Origin of the sequence: Cellulomonas sp. SG140 (assembly GCF_025770785.1) — a bacterium.
Lineage (GTDB): Bacteria > Actinomycetota > Actinomycetes > Actinomycetales > Cellulomonadaceae > Cellulomonas.
The window spans coordinates 247,403-262,730 of sequence record NZ_JANZLA010000006.1; the positions used below are offsets into that span (position 1 = coordinate 247,403).

General features: G+C 74.2%; 12 protein-coding genes. 2 read left to right on the plus strand and 10 right to left on the minus strand.

Going from position 1 to position 15,328, the window contains the following annotated elements; translation table 11 throughout:
- Window positions 1–18: 18 nt before the first annotated feature.
- The 9 genes from N0B34_RS12985 to N0B34_RS13025 all read right to left on the minus strand — a co-directional run bounded on the left by N0B34_RS12985 (window position 19) and on the right by N0B34_RS13025 (window position 11,787).
- Window positions 19–957 carry a 4-(cytidine 5'-diphospho)-2-C-methyl-D-erythritol kinase gene (locus tag N0B34_RS12985; RefSeq protein ID WP_263731814.1) on the minus strand — a complete coding sequence of 313 codons (939 nt, stop codon included), beginning with the start codon at window positions 955–957 and terminating at the stop codon, window positions 19–21.
- Window positions 954–1,943 (minus strand): ribosomal RNA small subunit methyltransferase A, encoded by a 990-nt coding sequence (locus N0B34_RS12990; protein ID WP_263731815.1) that lies wholly within the window; start codon window positions 1,941–1,943, stop codon window positions 954–956. Before N0B34_RS12990 ends, N0B34_RS12985 begins: the two co-directional genes overlap by 4 nt.
- Window positions 1,944–2,025: 82 nt before the next feature.
- Window positions 2,026–3,276, minus strand: coding sequence for a resuscitation-promoting factor (locus tag N0B34_RS12995; protein ID WP_263731816.1), 1,251 nt, complete (start codon window positions 3,274–3,276; stop codon window positions 2,026–2,028).
- 349 nt (window positions 3,277–3,625) lie between these two features.
- The gene (locus tag N0B34_RS13000; RefSeq protein WP_263731817.1) at window positions 3,626–4,819 is read right to left on the minus strand and encodes a ubiquitin-like domain-containing protein; all 1,194 of its coding nucleotides are present in this window, start codon (window positions 4,817–4,819) and stop codon (window positions 3,626–3,628) included.
- 172 nt (window positions 4,820–4,991) lie between these two features.
- Window positions 4,992–6,011, minus strand: coding sequence for a TatD family hydrolase (locus N0B34_RS13005; protein WP_263731818.1), 1,020 nt, complete (start codon window positions 6,009–6,011; stop codon window positions 4,992–4,994).
- Window positions 6,011–7,807, minus strand: a complete 1,797-nt coding sequence (gene metG / locus N0B34_RS13010) for a methionine--tRNA ligase (RefSeq protein WP_263731819.1) — start codon at window positions 7,805–7,807, stop codon at window positions 6,011–6,013. Before metG ends, N0B34_RS13005 begins: the two co-directional genes overlap by 1 nt.
- 101 nt (window positions 7,808–7,908) lie before the next feature.
- On the minus strand, window positions 7,909–8,496 hold the full coding sequence (locus N0B34_RS13015) for a TM2 domain-containing protein (protein WP_263731820.1): 588 nt from the start codon (window positions 8,494–8,496) through the stop codon (window positions 7,909–7,911).
- A 108-nt stretch (window positions 8,497–8,604) separates the two neighbouring features.
- On the minus strand, window positions 8,605–9,783 hold the full coding sequence (locus N0B34_RS13020; RefSeq protein WP_263731821.1) for an MFS transporter: 1,179 nt from the start codon (window positions 9,781–9,783) through the stop codon (window positions 8,605–8,607).
- 30 nt (window positions 9,784–9,813) lie between these two features.
- Complete coding sequence (locus tag N0B34_RS13025) at window positions 9,814–11,787, minus strand: alpha-amylase family protein (RefSeq protein WP_263731822.1); 1,974 nt, start codon at window positions 11,785–11,787, stop codon at window positions 9,814–9,816.
- 146 nt (window positions 11,788–11,933) lie between these two features.
- Here N0B34_RS13025 and N0B34_RS13030 point away from each other — a divergent pair, with 146 nt between their 5' ends.
- Window positions 11,934–12,530: an isochorismatase family protein gene (locus N0B34_RS13030; RefSeq protein ID WP_263731823.1), complete on the plus strand. Its 597-nt coding sequence runs from the start codon at window positions 11,934–11,936 to the stop codon at window positions 12,528–12,530.
- A gap of 10 nt (window positions 12,531–12,540) precedes the next feature.
- Here N0B34_RS13030 and rsmI read toward each other — a convergent pair whose 3' ends face one another.
- Window positions 12,541–13,416, minus strand: a complete 876-nt coding sequence (gene rsmI / locus N0B34_RS13035) for a 16S rRNA (cytidine(1402)-2'-O)-methyltransferase (RefSeq protein ID WP_263731824.1) — start codon at window positions 13,414–13,416, stop codon at window positions 12,541–12,543.
- A gap of 44 nt (window positions 13,417–13,460) precedes the next feature.
- Between rsmI and N0B34_RS13040 the strand changes: the two genes are divergently transcribed.
- Complete coding sequence (locus tag N0B34_RS13040; protein ID WP_263731825.1) at window positions 13,461–15,299, plus strand: dolichyl-phosphate-mannose--protein mannosyltransferase; 1,839 nt, start codon at window positions 13,461–13,463, stop codon at window positions 15,297–15,299.
- Window positions 15,300–15,328: the final 29 nt, after the last annotated feature.

Sequence of the window (15,328 nt, forward strand, 5' to 3'; positions counted from 1 at the left end):
CCGCCTGCTCGGAGCCGCCTACTCGGAGCCGACCACCCGGGCGCCCGGCACGGGGCCCATCGCCGTCAGCACCCGGTCGGCCACACCGGCGGCCGTGAACGCCGCCGCGATCACCAGCGCGTGCTGCCGGCTGCGGGCCAGCGCCGCCACCGTCGGGCCGGAGCCGGACACCACGACACCCAGCGCACCGGCGTCCTGCGCCACCGCGAGCGGCTCCGCCAGGTCCGGCGCGAGCTCCAGCGCCGCCGGCTCGAGGTCGTTGTGCAGCGCGGCGCCGAGCGCCGAGGGGTCGCCCGCCCGCAGCGCCTGCATCAGCGGCACGTCCGCCGCGGCGTCCGCGGCGTGCGGCACGCCGCGGTTGAGCTCGTCGAACGCCGCGAACACCTCGGGCGTCGACAGGCCGCGGTCGCGGACGGCGAACGCCCAGTGGAACTCCCCGCGGCTCATCGCCGGCGTGAGCAGGTGGCCGCGACCGGAGCCGACGGCGGTGTGGCCGGTCAGCACGAACGGCACGTCGGAGCCGAGCTGGGCCGCGAGGTCCAGCAGCTCGTCGCGACTCAGACCGGTGCCCCACAGGGCGTCGCACGCCACCAGGGCGGCGGCCGCATCGGCCGAGCCGCCCGCCATGCCGCCGGCCACCGGCACGCCCTTGACCAGGTGCAGGTGCACCCCGTCGGTCACGCCGACCCGCTCGGCGAGCAGCCGGGCCGCCTTCGCCGCGAGGTTCGAGCCGTCCGTCGGGACCGCCTCGGCCTGCAGCCCCGACGCCGTGATCACCATGCCGTCCGCCGGGACGGCGACGACCTCCTCGTACACGGAGACCGCCTGGAACACCGTGACGAGCGGGTGGTAGCCGGTGTGGTCCCGTGGTCCGACGCGGAGCGAGAGGTTGACCTTCCCCGGCGCCCGGACCCGGACCTCCCGCGAGGGCAGCGGGTCCACGGGGGTCAAGGTCACGTGCCCACTGTGCCAGGTCCGTCGGGTGCTGCCTCGACGAGCCGGGCGGCGATCCGAGCGAACCCGGCGATGTCGACGTCCTCGCCGCGCGCCGTCGGCGCCACCCCGGCGGCCGTCAGCACCACCTCGGCGGCGGACGACGAGCCCGCGAGGCCGGCGAGGGCGGACCGCAGCATCTTGCGGCGCTGGGCGAAGGCGGCGTCGACCACGGTGAAGACGGCGGAGCGGTCGACGGCGGCCGGCGGGGCGCCACGGCGGTCGAGGCGGACCAGTGCCGAGTCGACGTTGGGCACCGGCCAGAACACGGCGCGGCCGACCGTGGCGGTGCGCCGGGCGGTCGCATACCAGGCGACCTTGGCCGACGGGACGCCGTACGTGCGGCTCCCCGGCGGCGCCGCCAGCCTGTCGGCCACCTCCGCCTGCACCATCACCAGCGCCCGCTGCAGGCTGTCGAACCGTTCCAGGAACGTCAGCAGCACGGGCACCGACACGTTGTACGGCAGGTTGGCGACCAGGGCGGTCGGTGCCGGACCCGGCAGCTGCTCCACCCGCAGGGCGTCCGCGGTGACGACCGTGAGCCGGTCGCGGCCGGCGGCGTCGCGCAGGACGGTGACGGGCGCGTCCCCGTCCGCGGCCGGCCCCCGCTCCGCCACCGGCTCCGGGTCTGGCTCGGGCTCGGGCTCCACGAGGCTCAGCCCCGGCACGTGCCGCGCGACGGTGCTCGGCAGGAGCCGCGCCAGGACGGGGTCAATCTCGACGGCGACCACGTCGGCACCCGCCTCGAGCAGCCCGAGGGTCAGCGAGCCGAGGCCGGGACCCACCTCGACCACCCGCTCACCGGCGACCACGTCGGCCTGGCGCACGATCTTGCGGACGGTGCCGCCGTCGAGGACGAAGTTCTGTCCCAGCGTCTTGGTGGGACGCACACCGGCCTGGTCCGCCAGCTCACGGATCTCCGCTGGTCCGAGCAGGGGGCCGGTGTGCACGGCTGCGAGCCTAACCAGCCGCCGACAGCAGGCACGACGACGCCCGGGGCGCGCGTGGCACCCCGGGCGTCGTGGTCAACCGTCAGCTGAACAGGTTCTTGCCGCAGACGGGCCACTGACCGGCACCGGACCGGTCGTACAGCGCCTGGGCGCGCGCCGTCTGCTCGGCCGCCGACGCCTGGGACGGGAGGCCGGAGCCGCCCATCGCCTGCCACGTCGACACCGAGAACTGGTACAGCCCGTAGTACAGGCCGTTCGACGACACGGCGTCGACGCGACCGCCGGACTCGCACTGCGCCAGCGCGGCCCAGTTCAGCGAGCCGGACGTGGCGCTGGCCGCAGCCGGGGCCGACGCCGGCGCGGCGGGCGCGGGCTTCGGGGCCGCGACGGGCTTCGCCTTGGTGCCGACCGCCACGACCTCGTTCACCGGGGCGGTGGTCACGTCGTTCGAGACGTGCTCCCGCGCCGTCTCCACACCGTCGACGGTGGTCACGCGGTCGACGATCGTCCGCACCCCGACCACGCCGGCCGTGGTGACCGTCCGCTTGCCGGTGTACTGCGTCGGGTCGTCCACCGTGCTCGAGGTGAACGGCTCCTCGCTCGTCGTGGTCACGTCCTGCACGACCACCCGGTGCACCACCACCTGCACGCGACCGGCGTCGGTCCGCTTGACCTCCACCGTGTCGAGCGGGTTCAGGGTGACGCCGAGCTGCGTGAGCGCGTCGCCCACGGAGATCGAGGCGTCCTGCACCGGCCTGGTCGTACCGTCGACCACCACGTCGGCAGGGCCGTGCAGCGTCAGGTCCAGCGGCAGCTCGGGACGGCCGCCCTCCTGCGAGCGCGACGCCACCAGGCTGATCACGGCGCCGCGCGCGCTGAGGTCGGCCAGCGCCTCGTCGGCGGTCAGCGCGGTGGTCCACACCGTCTGCTGGGTGCCGTTCTCCGAGACGGTGATCTGGTGCGCGTGCCGGACGACCACCTGCTGGCCGTCGCCGAGGGCGCCGGTCGCGGACACGAGGTCCCGGTCGCCGACCGTGACGTGACGCGCCGCGAGGAGACCCTGCACGGATCCGGCGAACGTGGACACCTTCTGGACGTTGCCGTCGACGTCGAGGGTCACGGACTTGTGCGCCGAGGCGTAGGCCGTGCCACCTCCGCCGAGGACCACGAGACCGACCGTCGCTGCGACCACGGGGACGGTGCGCGCACGACGCCACCACCTCCGGTCCTTCGGGTCTGCTGCGTGGGCTGCGGCCAGCGGGGAGTCCGCGGACGGACCGGGGGTGAGGGTCGAGAACTGCACGTCGCTCCAGACGTCGAGGTGCCCGGGCACGGGTGCGGGGTGCGCCCGTGAGGGCGCCCGACGACGTGCAGGCAGGCTCGCCTCGCGGCGGGGCACTGCTGCGGGCCCCGCGGGGCCCTGCGTCGGTCCCGGACTCCGATCCGGCCGTCACGGCGGCCCCGTCAGGAGCCTCCGATCGCGCCGCGAGACCCAGCACATCGGGTTCTGTCTCGCAAGCGCGACACGTGACCGTAACCGAAGCGTGACGGATCTGCCAAGCCCTGCAGGGGCGGATGTGCCTCAGGTCACGTTCTTGGACGCGCGACCAGGAGGCTCGTCGCGGGCCGGTCGGACCGTGCCGTCGGGTCCGGTCCGGTGCCAGGACTGCGCACCAGCCGACTCAGTACCAGCCGGTGGACAGGCTGTGCGAGTAGGCCGCGCAGGGGGTGCCGTACCGCCCCGCGATGTAGTCCAGCCCCCAGGTGATCTGGGTCGCCGGGTTGGTCTGCCAGTCGGCGCCCGCGCTCGCCATCTTGGAGCCGGGCAGGGCCTGCGGGATGCCGTAGGCGCCGGATCCGCTGTTCTGCGCCGACACGTTCCAGTGGCTCTCGCGGTTCCACAGCGGGAGCAGGCAGGCGAACTGGTCCGCGCCCCAGCCGCGGGCGGCCGCGAGCTGCTGGCCGATGGCCTGCGCGCTGCCCGGGTCGACGGCGACCGCCGAGCTGCTGGGCAGCTGCATGGTGCCGACCCGGACCACCTGGGTCACCGGCTCCGTCGTCACGACGGAGGCGAGCGGCGTGCGGGAGACGACGACGCCGCCGACGACGTCCACCTGGTACGTCGTGGTGCGCACCCCGGCACGTCCTGCGGTCTGCACCTTGCGGGTCCCGGTCACCAGCGTGGGGTCCTGCACGTCCTGCTCGTCGAACGGCACCGCCTCGACGACCGTCTGACCGGCGCTCGCGGCGCGGTTCACCATCACCACGAGCCCGTCCACCGCGGCGGCGTCCAGCGGCACCGAGAGCTGGTCGCCCTCGTTCAGCACCAGGCCGATGTCCTTGAGCGCGTCGCGGACCGTGCCGGCGGTGGTGACGCCGTCGATCACCTGACCGTCGACCGCCAGGTGGATGGTCTTCTGGGTGGACACCCGCAGCGGCTCGCGGCCCAGGGTCGACGACCGGGACGCGGACAGCCGCACGCCCTCGTGCAGACCCATCGCGTCCACGGCCTCGCCGACGGTGAGCGCGGTGGTCCACACCTGCTGCTCCTGGCCGTCGATCTCGAGGTCGAGCGGGTGCCCGTGCCGCACCACGATCTGGGCGCCCTGCGCCACGGGCTCGTCGAGCGCCGGCGCCACCAGGTCCTTCTCGCCGACCGTCACGTGCTGCGCGCCGAGGATGTCGCCCACCGTGCGGCCGAACGCCTGCACCTGGGTCGAGGTCCCGTCCACGTCGACCGTCACCTGCTTGTGCAGCACGGCGAAGGCGGAGGTCGCACCGGCGACGAGCGCGAGGACCAGGCCCTGCGCCGCGAGCCGTGGCAGCCGTCCGGCGGCCCCGCGCGCTGTCGCGCGGTCCTCGCCGGGGTGACTCACACGGTGTCCTTACGTCGGGCGGACCGGGCGAGCGCGGTGCCGCAGCACCGCGCCCAGGCTCGGCTTCGTCTGGATGTCATCGGCACCCGCGACGCCCACCTGGAGCGCCGACCGAGCCGGACACGCGTCCGACCGTAACCGATCCGTGACGTGATTCGAAACCCCGCCCGCGTCACCACGAGCCGTAGACGGCCTCCGCCGTCGCGGCCAACCCGGCGCACAACGGACCGAGGTCCCTGCCCGTGGCCGTGGCCAGCGCACGGACGGTTCCCGGCAGCAGGTAGGGCGCGTTGGGGCGCCCGCGGTACGGCTGCACCGTGAGGTACGGCGCATCCGTCTCGACCAGCATCAGGCTGGTCGGCACCTCGCGCGCCGCAGCCCGCAGCTCCTCGTTGGCGGGGAACGAGACCGGTCCGGCGAAGGAGCAGTACCAGCCGTGCTCGACGGCGAGCCGGGCCAGCGCGGCATCGCCCGAGAAGCAGTGGAACACCGTGCGCTCCGGTGCGCCGTCCCGCAGCAGGACGTCCACCACCGCGTCGTGCGCGTCCCGGTCGTGGATCTGCAGGGCCAGGCCGAGCTCCTTGGCCAGCGCGACGTGGGCGCGGAACGCCTGCACCTGGACCTCCCGCCCGGCCGGTCCGGCGCGGAAGAAGTCCAGCCCCGTCTCGCCGATCGCGCGCACCCGAGGGTTGTCGTGGGCGATGCGCGCCACGGTCGCCAGGGCCTCGTCGAGAGGGACGTCGTGCCGCGCCTGCGGGTCCGGGTCGAGACCGTCCGGCGCCACCTCGCGGACGCCGGCGTGGAGCACCGCCTCGTTCGGGTGGATCGCCACCGCGCCGAGCAGCCGGGCCTCGGCACGCACCACGTCGTCGGTCCAGGCGACGGCGTCGAGGTCGCAGCCCACCTGCACCATGCGGGTCACGCCGACGGCCGCCGCGCGCTCGAGGTGTGCGTGGAGGTCGGGGACCACCGGCTCGGCCGGGTGATGGTGCTCGTGGGCGTGCTCGGGCCGGGGCTCGTGGGCGTGCTGGTGCCCGTGCTGCTCGTCAGGCCGCTGCTCGGGCGGCCGGTCCCAGCTGTCGGCGCGCACCTGGAGCACCGACTCCAGGTGCGTGTGGTTGTCCACGACCGGCACGGCCAGCGGCTCCGGCACCGGCGGCCAGCCGCGGTCCCGGTTCCGGTTGCGACCCATCAGGCGCCGCGCTGGGCGCGGGCGATCTCCTCCTCGACGATCGAGTCGTCGAGCTTGGTGAACACCGGCGTCGGCTTGCCGACGGGCGTGCCCGGCACCACCGGGCGGGACTGCCAGGCCGCGAGCGTCTCGCCGAGCCGGTAGTCGCCCGTGATCACCGGGTACTGCCGCGACTCGTCGTCCAGGTCGGTCACCTCGTCGATCCGCGGCTGCGGGGCCACCGTGCCGGTCCCGCCGAACGTCTCGTGCACCGCCTGCGCCGAGAACGGCAGGAACGGCGACAGGAGGGTGTTCAGGTCGGTGACCGCCTGCGTGGTGGTGTGCAGCACCGTGGCCAGCCGCTCGGGGTCCGTCTTCAGCTTCCACGGCTCGGTCTCCGAGACGTAGCGGTTGGCCTCCTGGACCACCCGCATCGTCTCCCCCAGCGCCGCACGGTGCCGGTGCGTCGCGATCAGCTCGCCGATGCGGCCGAACGCCTCGCTCGTCTGCGCCAGCAGCGCCTGGTCGACCGGCTGCAGCGCCCCCGGCGTCGGGATCGCCCCGAAGCTCTTGTTCACCATGCTCGCCGTGCGGTTCACCAGGTTGCCCCAGCCGGCGACCAGCTCGTCGTTGGTCCGCCGCTTGAACTCGGCCCACGTGAAGTCGACGTCCTGCGTCTCCGGGCCGGCGATCGACAGGTAGTACCGCAGCGCGTCCGGCTGGTAGCGGGACAGCATGTCGCGCACGTAGATCACCACGCCGCGCGAGCTGGAGAACTGCTGCCCGTCGACGTTCAGGTACTCGCTGGACACCACCTCGGTGGGCAGCTCCAGGTCGCCGTACACGCCCGGCGTCCCGCCGCGCGAGCCCTTCCCGGCGTAGCCGAGCAGCTCCGCCGGCCAGATCTGCGAGTGGAAGGTGATGTTGTCCTTGCCCATGAAGTAGGCCGACTGGGCCGCCGGGTCGGTCCACCAGCCGCGCCACGCCTCCGGGTCGCCCGTGCGGCGCGCCCACTCGATCGAGGCGGACAGGTACCCGATCACCGCGTCGAACCACACGTACAGCCGCTTGTTCGGGTTCTCCTCCCAGCCCGGCAGCGGCACCGGGATGCCCCAGTCGATGTCCCGCGTCATGGCGCGCGGCCGCACGTCGTCGAGCAGGTTGAGGGAGAACTTCAGGACGTTGGGACGCCACTCGGTGCGCGTGCGCAGCCAGTCCCCCAGCGCGTCGACGAACGCCGGCAGGTCGAGGAAGAAGTGGCTCGACTCGACGAACTGCGGCTTCTCGCCGTTGATGCGGCTGTGCGGGTTGATCAGGTCGATCGCGTCGAGCTGGTTGCCGCAGTTGTCGCACTGGTCGCCGCGCGCACCGTCGTAGCCGCAGATGGGGCAGGTGCCCTCGATGTAGCGGTCCGGCAGCGTGCGACCCGTGCTCGGGGAGACGGCGCCCAGCGTGGTGCGCTCCACCATGTAGCCGTTGCGGTGCACCGTGCGGAACATCTCCTGCACCACGGCGTAGTGGTTGCGGGTGGTGGTGCGGGTGAACAGGTCGTACGTCAGGCCGAGCGCCGTCAGGTCCTCGACGATGACGCGGTTGTACCGGTCCGCCAGCTCCTGCGGGGTCACGCCCTCCTGCTCGGCCTGCACCAGGATCGGCGTCCCGTGCTCGTCGGTGCCGGAGACCATCAGCACCTCGTGGCCCGCCATGCGCATGTAGCGGCTGTAGACGTCCGAGGGGACGCCGAACCCGGCGACATGTCCGATGTGGCGGGGGCCGTTCGCGTAGGGCCACGCGACGGCCGAGAGGATGCGGGCCATGGCGACGATCCTAGGTGGCGACGTGCGACGCCCCGGCGTCTGGCCGCAGGTGGGCCGGGCGCCGGGGCGCTTCAGAGAAGGGTCGGACGAGGTCGGGCGAGTCAGCCGTTCGTCGGGAGGTTGTGGAGCGACGCAGTCATCAGCGGGAGGAAGACGGCGAAGTTGAGCACGATGCCGACGAGCCAGAGGGCCACCGTGACGATCCACGCCATCTTCTTGTTCTCTTCGTAGCCCTGGAGCGGCAGCCCCTGAGCGTCCTTCTGGTTGCCGGTGAGCGTGATGATCAGGTCGACCAGCGCCCAGACGCCGAACCCGCCACCGGTGATCAGCTTGAGGATGCCCGTGCCGATCTTGCCGAGGTAGAAGCGGTCGACACCGAGACCGCCGAGCAGGGCCGAGAGCAGCCAGGTCGCCACGAACGACTTCGAGGACGTGGCCGGGTAGCCCGCACCGTAGGCCGTCGGCGCGTAGGTCGCCTGACCGTAGGCCGGCTGGCTGAAGCGCGGGTCGGCGTAGGCCGGCGCCTGGCCGTACGCCGGCTGCTGGCCGTAGGCCGGCTGCTCGCCGTACGCCGGGGGCTGGCCGTAGGCCGGGGGCTGGCCGTAGGCCGGCTGACCACCGGTCGGCGGCGTGTAGGGGGACGTGGACGTGGGAACCTGCTCGCCGGGAGCGGTGTGGTCGTTGGACACGGCGCCACGCTAGTGGGGGGAAGGGTGCCCTGATCAGGGTTTGTGCGGGCGATATCCGTCGTGTCCGCCGATCGGGCGGCACAGCTCGGCGGGAGCCGGTGCAGCAGGTCAGCCCCGGTGTCGCCGACCCATGACGAGCGACTGCAGCGCCACGAGCCCGGCGAGGGTGCTGAGCGCCACGGGCAGCCCCGCCGCCGTCGCCACCGCGCCGACCAGCAGCGGACCGCCGGCGTCCCCCAGCTCGCGTCCCACCTCCGCCGAGCCCAGCGTGCGACCCAGCGACCCCTCGGGAGCCGAGGCGGCGAGTCGGGCGAAGGCGAGCGGCGTCACCAGGCCGATGCCGGTGCCGACCAGCGCCGCCGAGGCGAACAGCGCCACGGGGTGCCGCACCCACGCCAGCAGCAGCACGCCCGCGGCGATCGTCAGCAGCCCGGCGACGGTGCCCACCCGCTCCCCGAGCCGGCCGGCGTCGTGCCGCCGCCCGACCCACGGCTGGCTGACCGACGAGGCGACGGCGAGCACGGTGACGGCCACCATCGCGACGCCCGCCGACAGGCCGATCTCCCTGCCGACCAGCGGGAGGAACCCGACCGCGACGCCCAGCGTGCCGGTGGTGACGGCGAGGGACGCGGTGGGCTGGACGAAGCCCGGCCGGGTCAGCTGGTGCGCCAGGTCCCGGAGCGTGGAACGCGGGCGCGGCGTCGGCGGCAGGGCCGGCAGCGCGACGGCCACCCAGACCAGCACGGCCGCCGCCAGGGCGGTCAGCGCCAGGAAGAGGGCCGGCAGCCCGCCGACGGCGATCAGTCCGGCGCCGAGCACCGGTCCCAACGCGTAGCCGAGGCCCTTCCACGACCCGTAGGAGCCGAACGCGCGACCGAGCGACCGGGAGCCACCGAGGCGTGCGACCCCGGCGGAGGACGCCGGGGAGAACGCCGACGCGGCAGCGCCCTGCAGCAGGCGGGCGACCGCCAGGCCGGCCGTGGTGTGCCAGACGAACCCGAGCGCCGAGGCAGCGGCGAACAGGGCCAGGCCGCCGACGATCACCGGCTTCGCGCCGATCCGGTCGCTCCACGTGCCGAAGACGGGTTTGAGCACCACCTCGGCCACGTCGTACAGGGCCAGCAGCACGCCCAGCGAGACGAAGGAGAGGCCGAGGTGCTGCGCCTGTGCGCCGAAGCCGGCCGCGATGCCGTGGGCGCCGAACGCCGTCGTGAAGCCCGCCGCCCACAGCGCCGGGACCGCTCCGCGGCGGGCGCCGGCACCCGCATCTGGCTCCGCCGCTGGCACGCGTCGGACGCTAGCAGCGCGGCACGTGCCTCACGCCCGCACCACCCACCGCACCTGCAACGGCGCCAGCCACACGTTGTCGTCGCTCTGCGGGTGCACCACGTCGCCCGTGAGCGCGTCCGGAGCGCCGTCGAGCCCCAGATCCTTGAGCCGCCGTCCGGGGAACGGGCGCCAGCTGGTCGTCACGTTCACCAGCTCCAGCAGCGGCCCGAGGGGGTGCTCGCGCAGCACCGCCAGCACGCCGGGGTCGTCCGGCTCGAGCACCTGCGCCGGCACCGACGCGTGCAGGTGCGGCAGCGCGGCGCGGACGGACGCGAGGTGCGCCAGCCCCTCGAACACGCGCTGCTCCACGGCGCCCGTCTGGTGCCGCCGGGCGCGGGCGGCGGGATCCAGACGCGGCCGCCCGGCCCACCGGTTGTCGTCGGCGTGCCCCGGTTCGAGGTCCCACGCGGGGTCGTTCGGCTGCCCCAGCTCGTCACCGGACCACAGCACCGGGATGCCGCCCCAGCCCATCACCACGGCGTGCGCGAGCAGCAGCCGCGCGACGGCCGCGTCGACGGCCTGCGCGTCCCCGCGCTCCCTCGCGTCCTCCAGCCCGACCAGGCTCGCCGCCGTGCCGCTGATCCGGCGGTCGCCGGTGGCGGGGTTCGCCTGGAACACCAGCCCGCGGGCCGGTGACTGCCAGAACCGGCCCGAGTACCAGTCGGACAGGAAGGCCCGGTGGGCGAACCCGGAGAGGCCGACGGCGGCCGCGTCCGCGTCGTCGATCGCCCAGCCGATGTCGTCGTGGCAGCGCACGTAGGTGATCCAGGCGGTGGTGGTCGGCACCGGCGGCAGGACGCGCAGCGCGTGGGCGGCCAGGCGCACGTCCTGCGCTGCGAGCATCGACCACACCTGCACCATCAGGCCGTTGTGGTACGCCAGGTCGCTCACGCGGCCGTGGTGGGCGCCACGGCCCAGGTAGTGCACCAGGTCGGCGGGCCCGACGATCGCCTCGGCCTTGAAGACGACCGCCGGGCAGGCGATCCGGGCCACGGCGCGCAGTGCCTGGGTCAGCGCGTGCACCTCCGGCTGGTTCTGGCACGAGGTGCCCAGCCGCTTCCAGGTGAACGCGATGGCGTCGAGCCGCAGCACGTCGACACCCTCGTTCGCCAGGGACAGCACGAGGTCGGCGTACTCGGCGAACACCTGAGGGTTGGCCCAGTTCACGTCCCACTGGAAGGTGTTGAACGTCGTCCACACCCACGCCGACAGCTCGTCGTCCCACGTGAAGCTGCCGGGGGCGAAGTCGGGGAACACCTCCGGCAGCGTGCGCTCGTAGGCGTCCGGCATCGTCCGGTCGTCGTACACGTAGAAGTAGTCGCGGTAGCGCTGCTCGCCGGCCCGGGCCCGCACCGCCCACTCGTGCTCCCGGGCGACGTGGTTGAGCACCAGGTCGAGCACCAGGCTGATGCCCCGCTCGTGCAGCGCTCCGGCGAGCGCGCGCAGGTCCGCCATGGTGCCGAGGTCGGGTCGCAGCGAGCGGTAGTCCGCCACCGCGTAGCCGCCGTCGTTGTCACCGTCCCGGGGGCGCAGCACGGGCATCAGGTGCAGGTACGTCACCCCGAGCTCGGCGAGGTAGTCGATGCCGTCCCGGACGCCGGCCAGGTCGCCGGCGAAGCGGTCGGCGTAGCAGGCGTACCCCACCGTGGCGGGGTCCTGGAACCAGTCGGGGCGCAGCGTGCGCGCCTCGTCCCGACGGCGCAGGTCAGGGTCCCGCTGCACCGCCGCGGTCGCCGCCATCGCGATCAGCCGGACGGCCAGCTCCTCCCCCGGCGCGCCCGGGTAGACCTCCGCCAGACCGGCCGCCAGGTCCGGGTACCAGCGTTCCAGGCGCAGCTCGAACGTCTGCCTCAGCGCGGGGTCAGCCCCGCTCAGCGCCTGCTGCGCGGCGGTGCGCACGGCCGCCGGCAGGGTGGCTCCGCGTCCCGTGCGCGGTGCCGAGAGCTCCGTGCGGGTGTCCATGGCAGCCTCCGCCCCGGCACGGCGCGCCGCGGCCGGGGTGGCGGCGGCGCTGGCGTGCCCGACGAGACGCATCCTGCCGTCTCGCAGGCCGGGTGCGCACCGGCCGGGTGTCTACTGGAGCGGACCAGCACCCGAGGAGGCCCGCCGTGCCCGATCCCGACGTCACCACGACCCGACGCGCGCTGCTGGTGGTCGACGTCCAGCCGACGTTCTGCGAGGGCGGCGCCCTCCCGGTGGCCGGCGGCAACGCGACGGCCGAGGCCATCGCCCGCTTCGCGGCGTCGCACCGGGACCGGTACGCGCTGGTGGTCACCACCCAGGACTGGCACATCAAGCCGAGGCACCACTTCTCGGACACCCCCGACTTCGTCGACACCTGGCCGCCCCACGGCGTCGCGGGCACCGCGGAGGCGGAGCTGCACCCGGCGCTGGCCGGTCTGCAGCCCGACGCGAGCGTGCGCAAGGGCGCCTACGCGGCCGCGTACTCGGGCTTCGAGGGGGTCGACGAGGACGGGCGGACACTGGCGAAGATCCTGCGCGACGCCCGCATCACCGACGTCGACGTGGTCGGCATCGCCGAGTCGCACTGCGTGCGGGCGACGACGCTCGACGCCCTGGACCTCGGGTTGAGGGCACGCGTGCTGACCGACCTGACGGTGCCGGTCACGGCCGAGCTCGGTGCGGCGGCGCGGACGGAGATGGCCCAGGCCGGCGCGGAGCTGGTGCCGAGCGTGCAGGTGTGAGCCGGGTCGCTCAGCGTGACCGCGCCGCGAGGGCCGCGGCGTACAGGTCGCGACGACCGACACCCGCCGCCGCCGCGACGTCGGACACGGCGTCCTTGAGCCGTTCCCCGGCGTCGGACCGGGCGAGCACCTCGGCCACCAGCTCCGCGGTGGTGGCCACGGCGCGCACCGGAGCCCCGCCGACGACCACGACGACCTCGCCGCGCACCTGACCCTCCGCGGCCCAGGCCGCGAGCGCACCGAGCTCGTCCCGGCGCACCTCCTCGTAGGTCTTGGTCAGCTCGCGGCACACCGCGGCCGGCCGGTCCGCACCGAACGCCTCCGCCATCGCGGCGAGCACCTCGGCCACGCGGTGCGGCGCCTCGAAGAAGACCATCGTGCGGCGCTCGTCGGCCAGCGCCGCCAGCGCCCGGGTCCGCTCCCCCGGCTTGCGCGGCGGGAATCCCTCGAACGTGAACCGGTCGGTCGGCAGCGCGGACAGCGCCAGCGCCGTCAGCACCGCGCTCGGCCCGGGCGCGACGGTGACCGGTAGACCGGCGGCGACGGCGGCGTTCACCAGGCGGAAGCCGGGGTCGGACACCGACGGCATGCCGGCGTCCGAGACCATCAGCACCGTCCCGCCGCCCGCCACCACCTCGAGCAGCTCGTCCGCGCGGCTCTGCTCGTTGTGCTCGTGATGGCTGACCAGCCGGCCCCCGATGTGCACGCCGAGCCGGGCGGCGAGGTCGCGGGTCCGTCGGGTGTCCTCCGCGGCCACCACGTCCGCCTCCGCCAGCAGCCGGCGCAGCCGGGGTGACGCGTCCTCGCTGTTGCCGATCGGGGTGGCGGCGAGCACGAGGCCGCCACCTGCGCGGCGGCTCGCTGCGGGGGCGTCCGGATCGCTCACGCGCCCAGGGTCCCACGCCCAGCACCGCCCCCTACGATGACCGCGTGCCGACCACCGGACGTGACGAGGCGGGCACCCCCGCCCACGGGACCAGGGCGGTCACGCCCGACGACGCACCGGCGACGCCGCTGCCCGCGCACCAGCCGGAGGCGCCCGACGTCGCCGTGGCGAGTGCTGCCGCGCACCACGGACGGCACGCGTCCGGCACGGCGGACGAGGCTGGGAACGCCCGGGACGCGGCGGCCGGCGCGGTGGCGGACGCCGCGGTCGGAGAGAGGGACGCCGACGAGGAGCCGACGCTCCTGCGCCTGCAGCGCCGGCTGTTCTCCGACGCGGCCCTGGCGCTCGACGCCACACGCCGGGCACGGCTGCTCGGCTGGCTGCTGCCCCTCGCCGTCACGGCGTTCGGCGGCATCATCCGGTTCTGGCGTCTCGCCGTGCCGCACAACCTCGTGTTCGACGAGACGTACTACGTCAAGGAGGCCTACTCGCTGCTGGTCCGCGGGTACGAGGCCTCGTGGGGTCAGGACCCGAACCCCCGCTTCGAGGCCGGCGACGTCTCGATGCTCCAGGTGGACCCCGAGTACGTGGTGCACCCGCCGGTCGGCAAGTGGATGATCGGGCTCGGCATCCAGCTGGGCGGCGGCGTGACCAGCTCGTTCGCGTGGCGGCTGTCGGTGGCGGTGTGCGGCACGCTGGCGATCCTGATGATCGCCCGGATCGGGCGGCGGCTGTTCGCGTCCACGGCTCTCGGCACGCTGGCCGGGCTGTTCCTGGCGGTGGACGGGCAGGCGATCGTGCACTCCCGGGTCAGCCTGCTGGACCCGTTCCTCATGTTCTTCTGCCTCGCGGCCTTCGGCTTCCTGCTGCTCGACCGTGACCAGGCCCGGCACCGGCTGGCCGTTCGGGCCGCGGCGGTGCTCGACTCGGGCGGCCAGCTCGGGGACGGGCCCGGGCTCGGGATCCGGTGGTGGCGCCTGGCGGCGGCAGTGTCGCTCGGGCTGGCGATCGGCACCAAGTGGTCCGGCATGTACTTCCTGGCGCTGTTCGGGTTGATGTCCGTCGCGTGGGACATGAGCGCGCGCCGAGCCGTGGGGGTCCGGCACTGGGTGCGGGCCGGCATCGTGCGCGACGGCGTGGTGGCGGGCTTCTCGATGGTGCTGATCGCGGCGGCGGTGTACCTGGCCAGCTGGACCGGCTGGTTCCTGTCGAAGGACGGCTGGGGCCGGCAGTGGGCCGCCGAGAACCCGGGCCAGGGGGTGCAGTGGCTGCCGCCGGCGCTGCGCAGCCTCTGGAAGTACCACCAGGACATGTGGCACTTCCACGTGACGCTCGAGACGCCGCACGCCTACCAGGCGAACCCGCTCGGCTGGATCGTGCAGTGGCGCGCCACGTCGTACTTCTACCCGACGGACATCTCAGGGCTGCAGGGCAGCGCCGCCCTGCACGCGTGCGGTGCCAAGGCCTGCTCCCAGGCGATCACGGCGCTCGGCAACCCGCTGATCTGGTGGGGCGGGGCGGCCGCGGCGCTCGTCGCCGTCTTCTGGCTGATCCGGTTCCGAGACTGGCGGGCCGGGGCCGTGCTCTCCGGCATCGTCGCCGGCTGGTTCCCGTGGTTCATGTACATGCACCGCACGATCTTCACGTTCTACTCGGTGGCGTTCGTGCCGTGGGTGGTGCTGACGCTCGTCTACCTGCTCGGGCTGCTGATCGGACCGCAGACCCCCGGTGAGGAGCGCAGCAGGTCGCTCGCCATCGTGTGGGTGTCCGCGTTCGCCACGCTGGTGGTGGCGGTCGGGGCGTTCTTCTACCCGGTGTGGACCGCGTGGGTGATCCCCTACGACCAGTGGCACCTGCGGATGTGGCTGCAGAGCTGGGTGTAGCGAGCGCGTCGTCGCACCGGCTCGTCAGC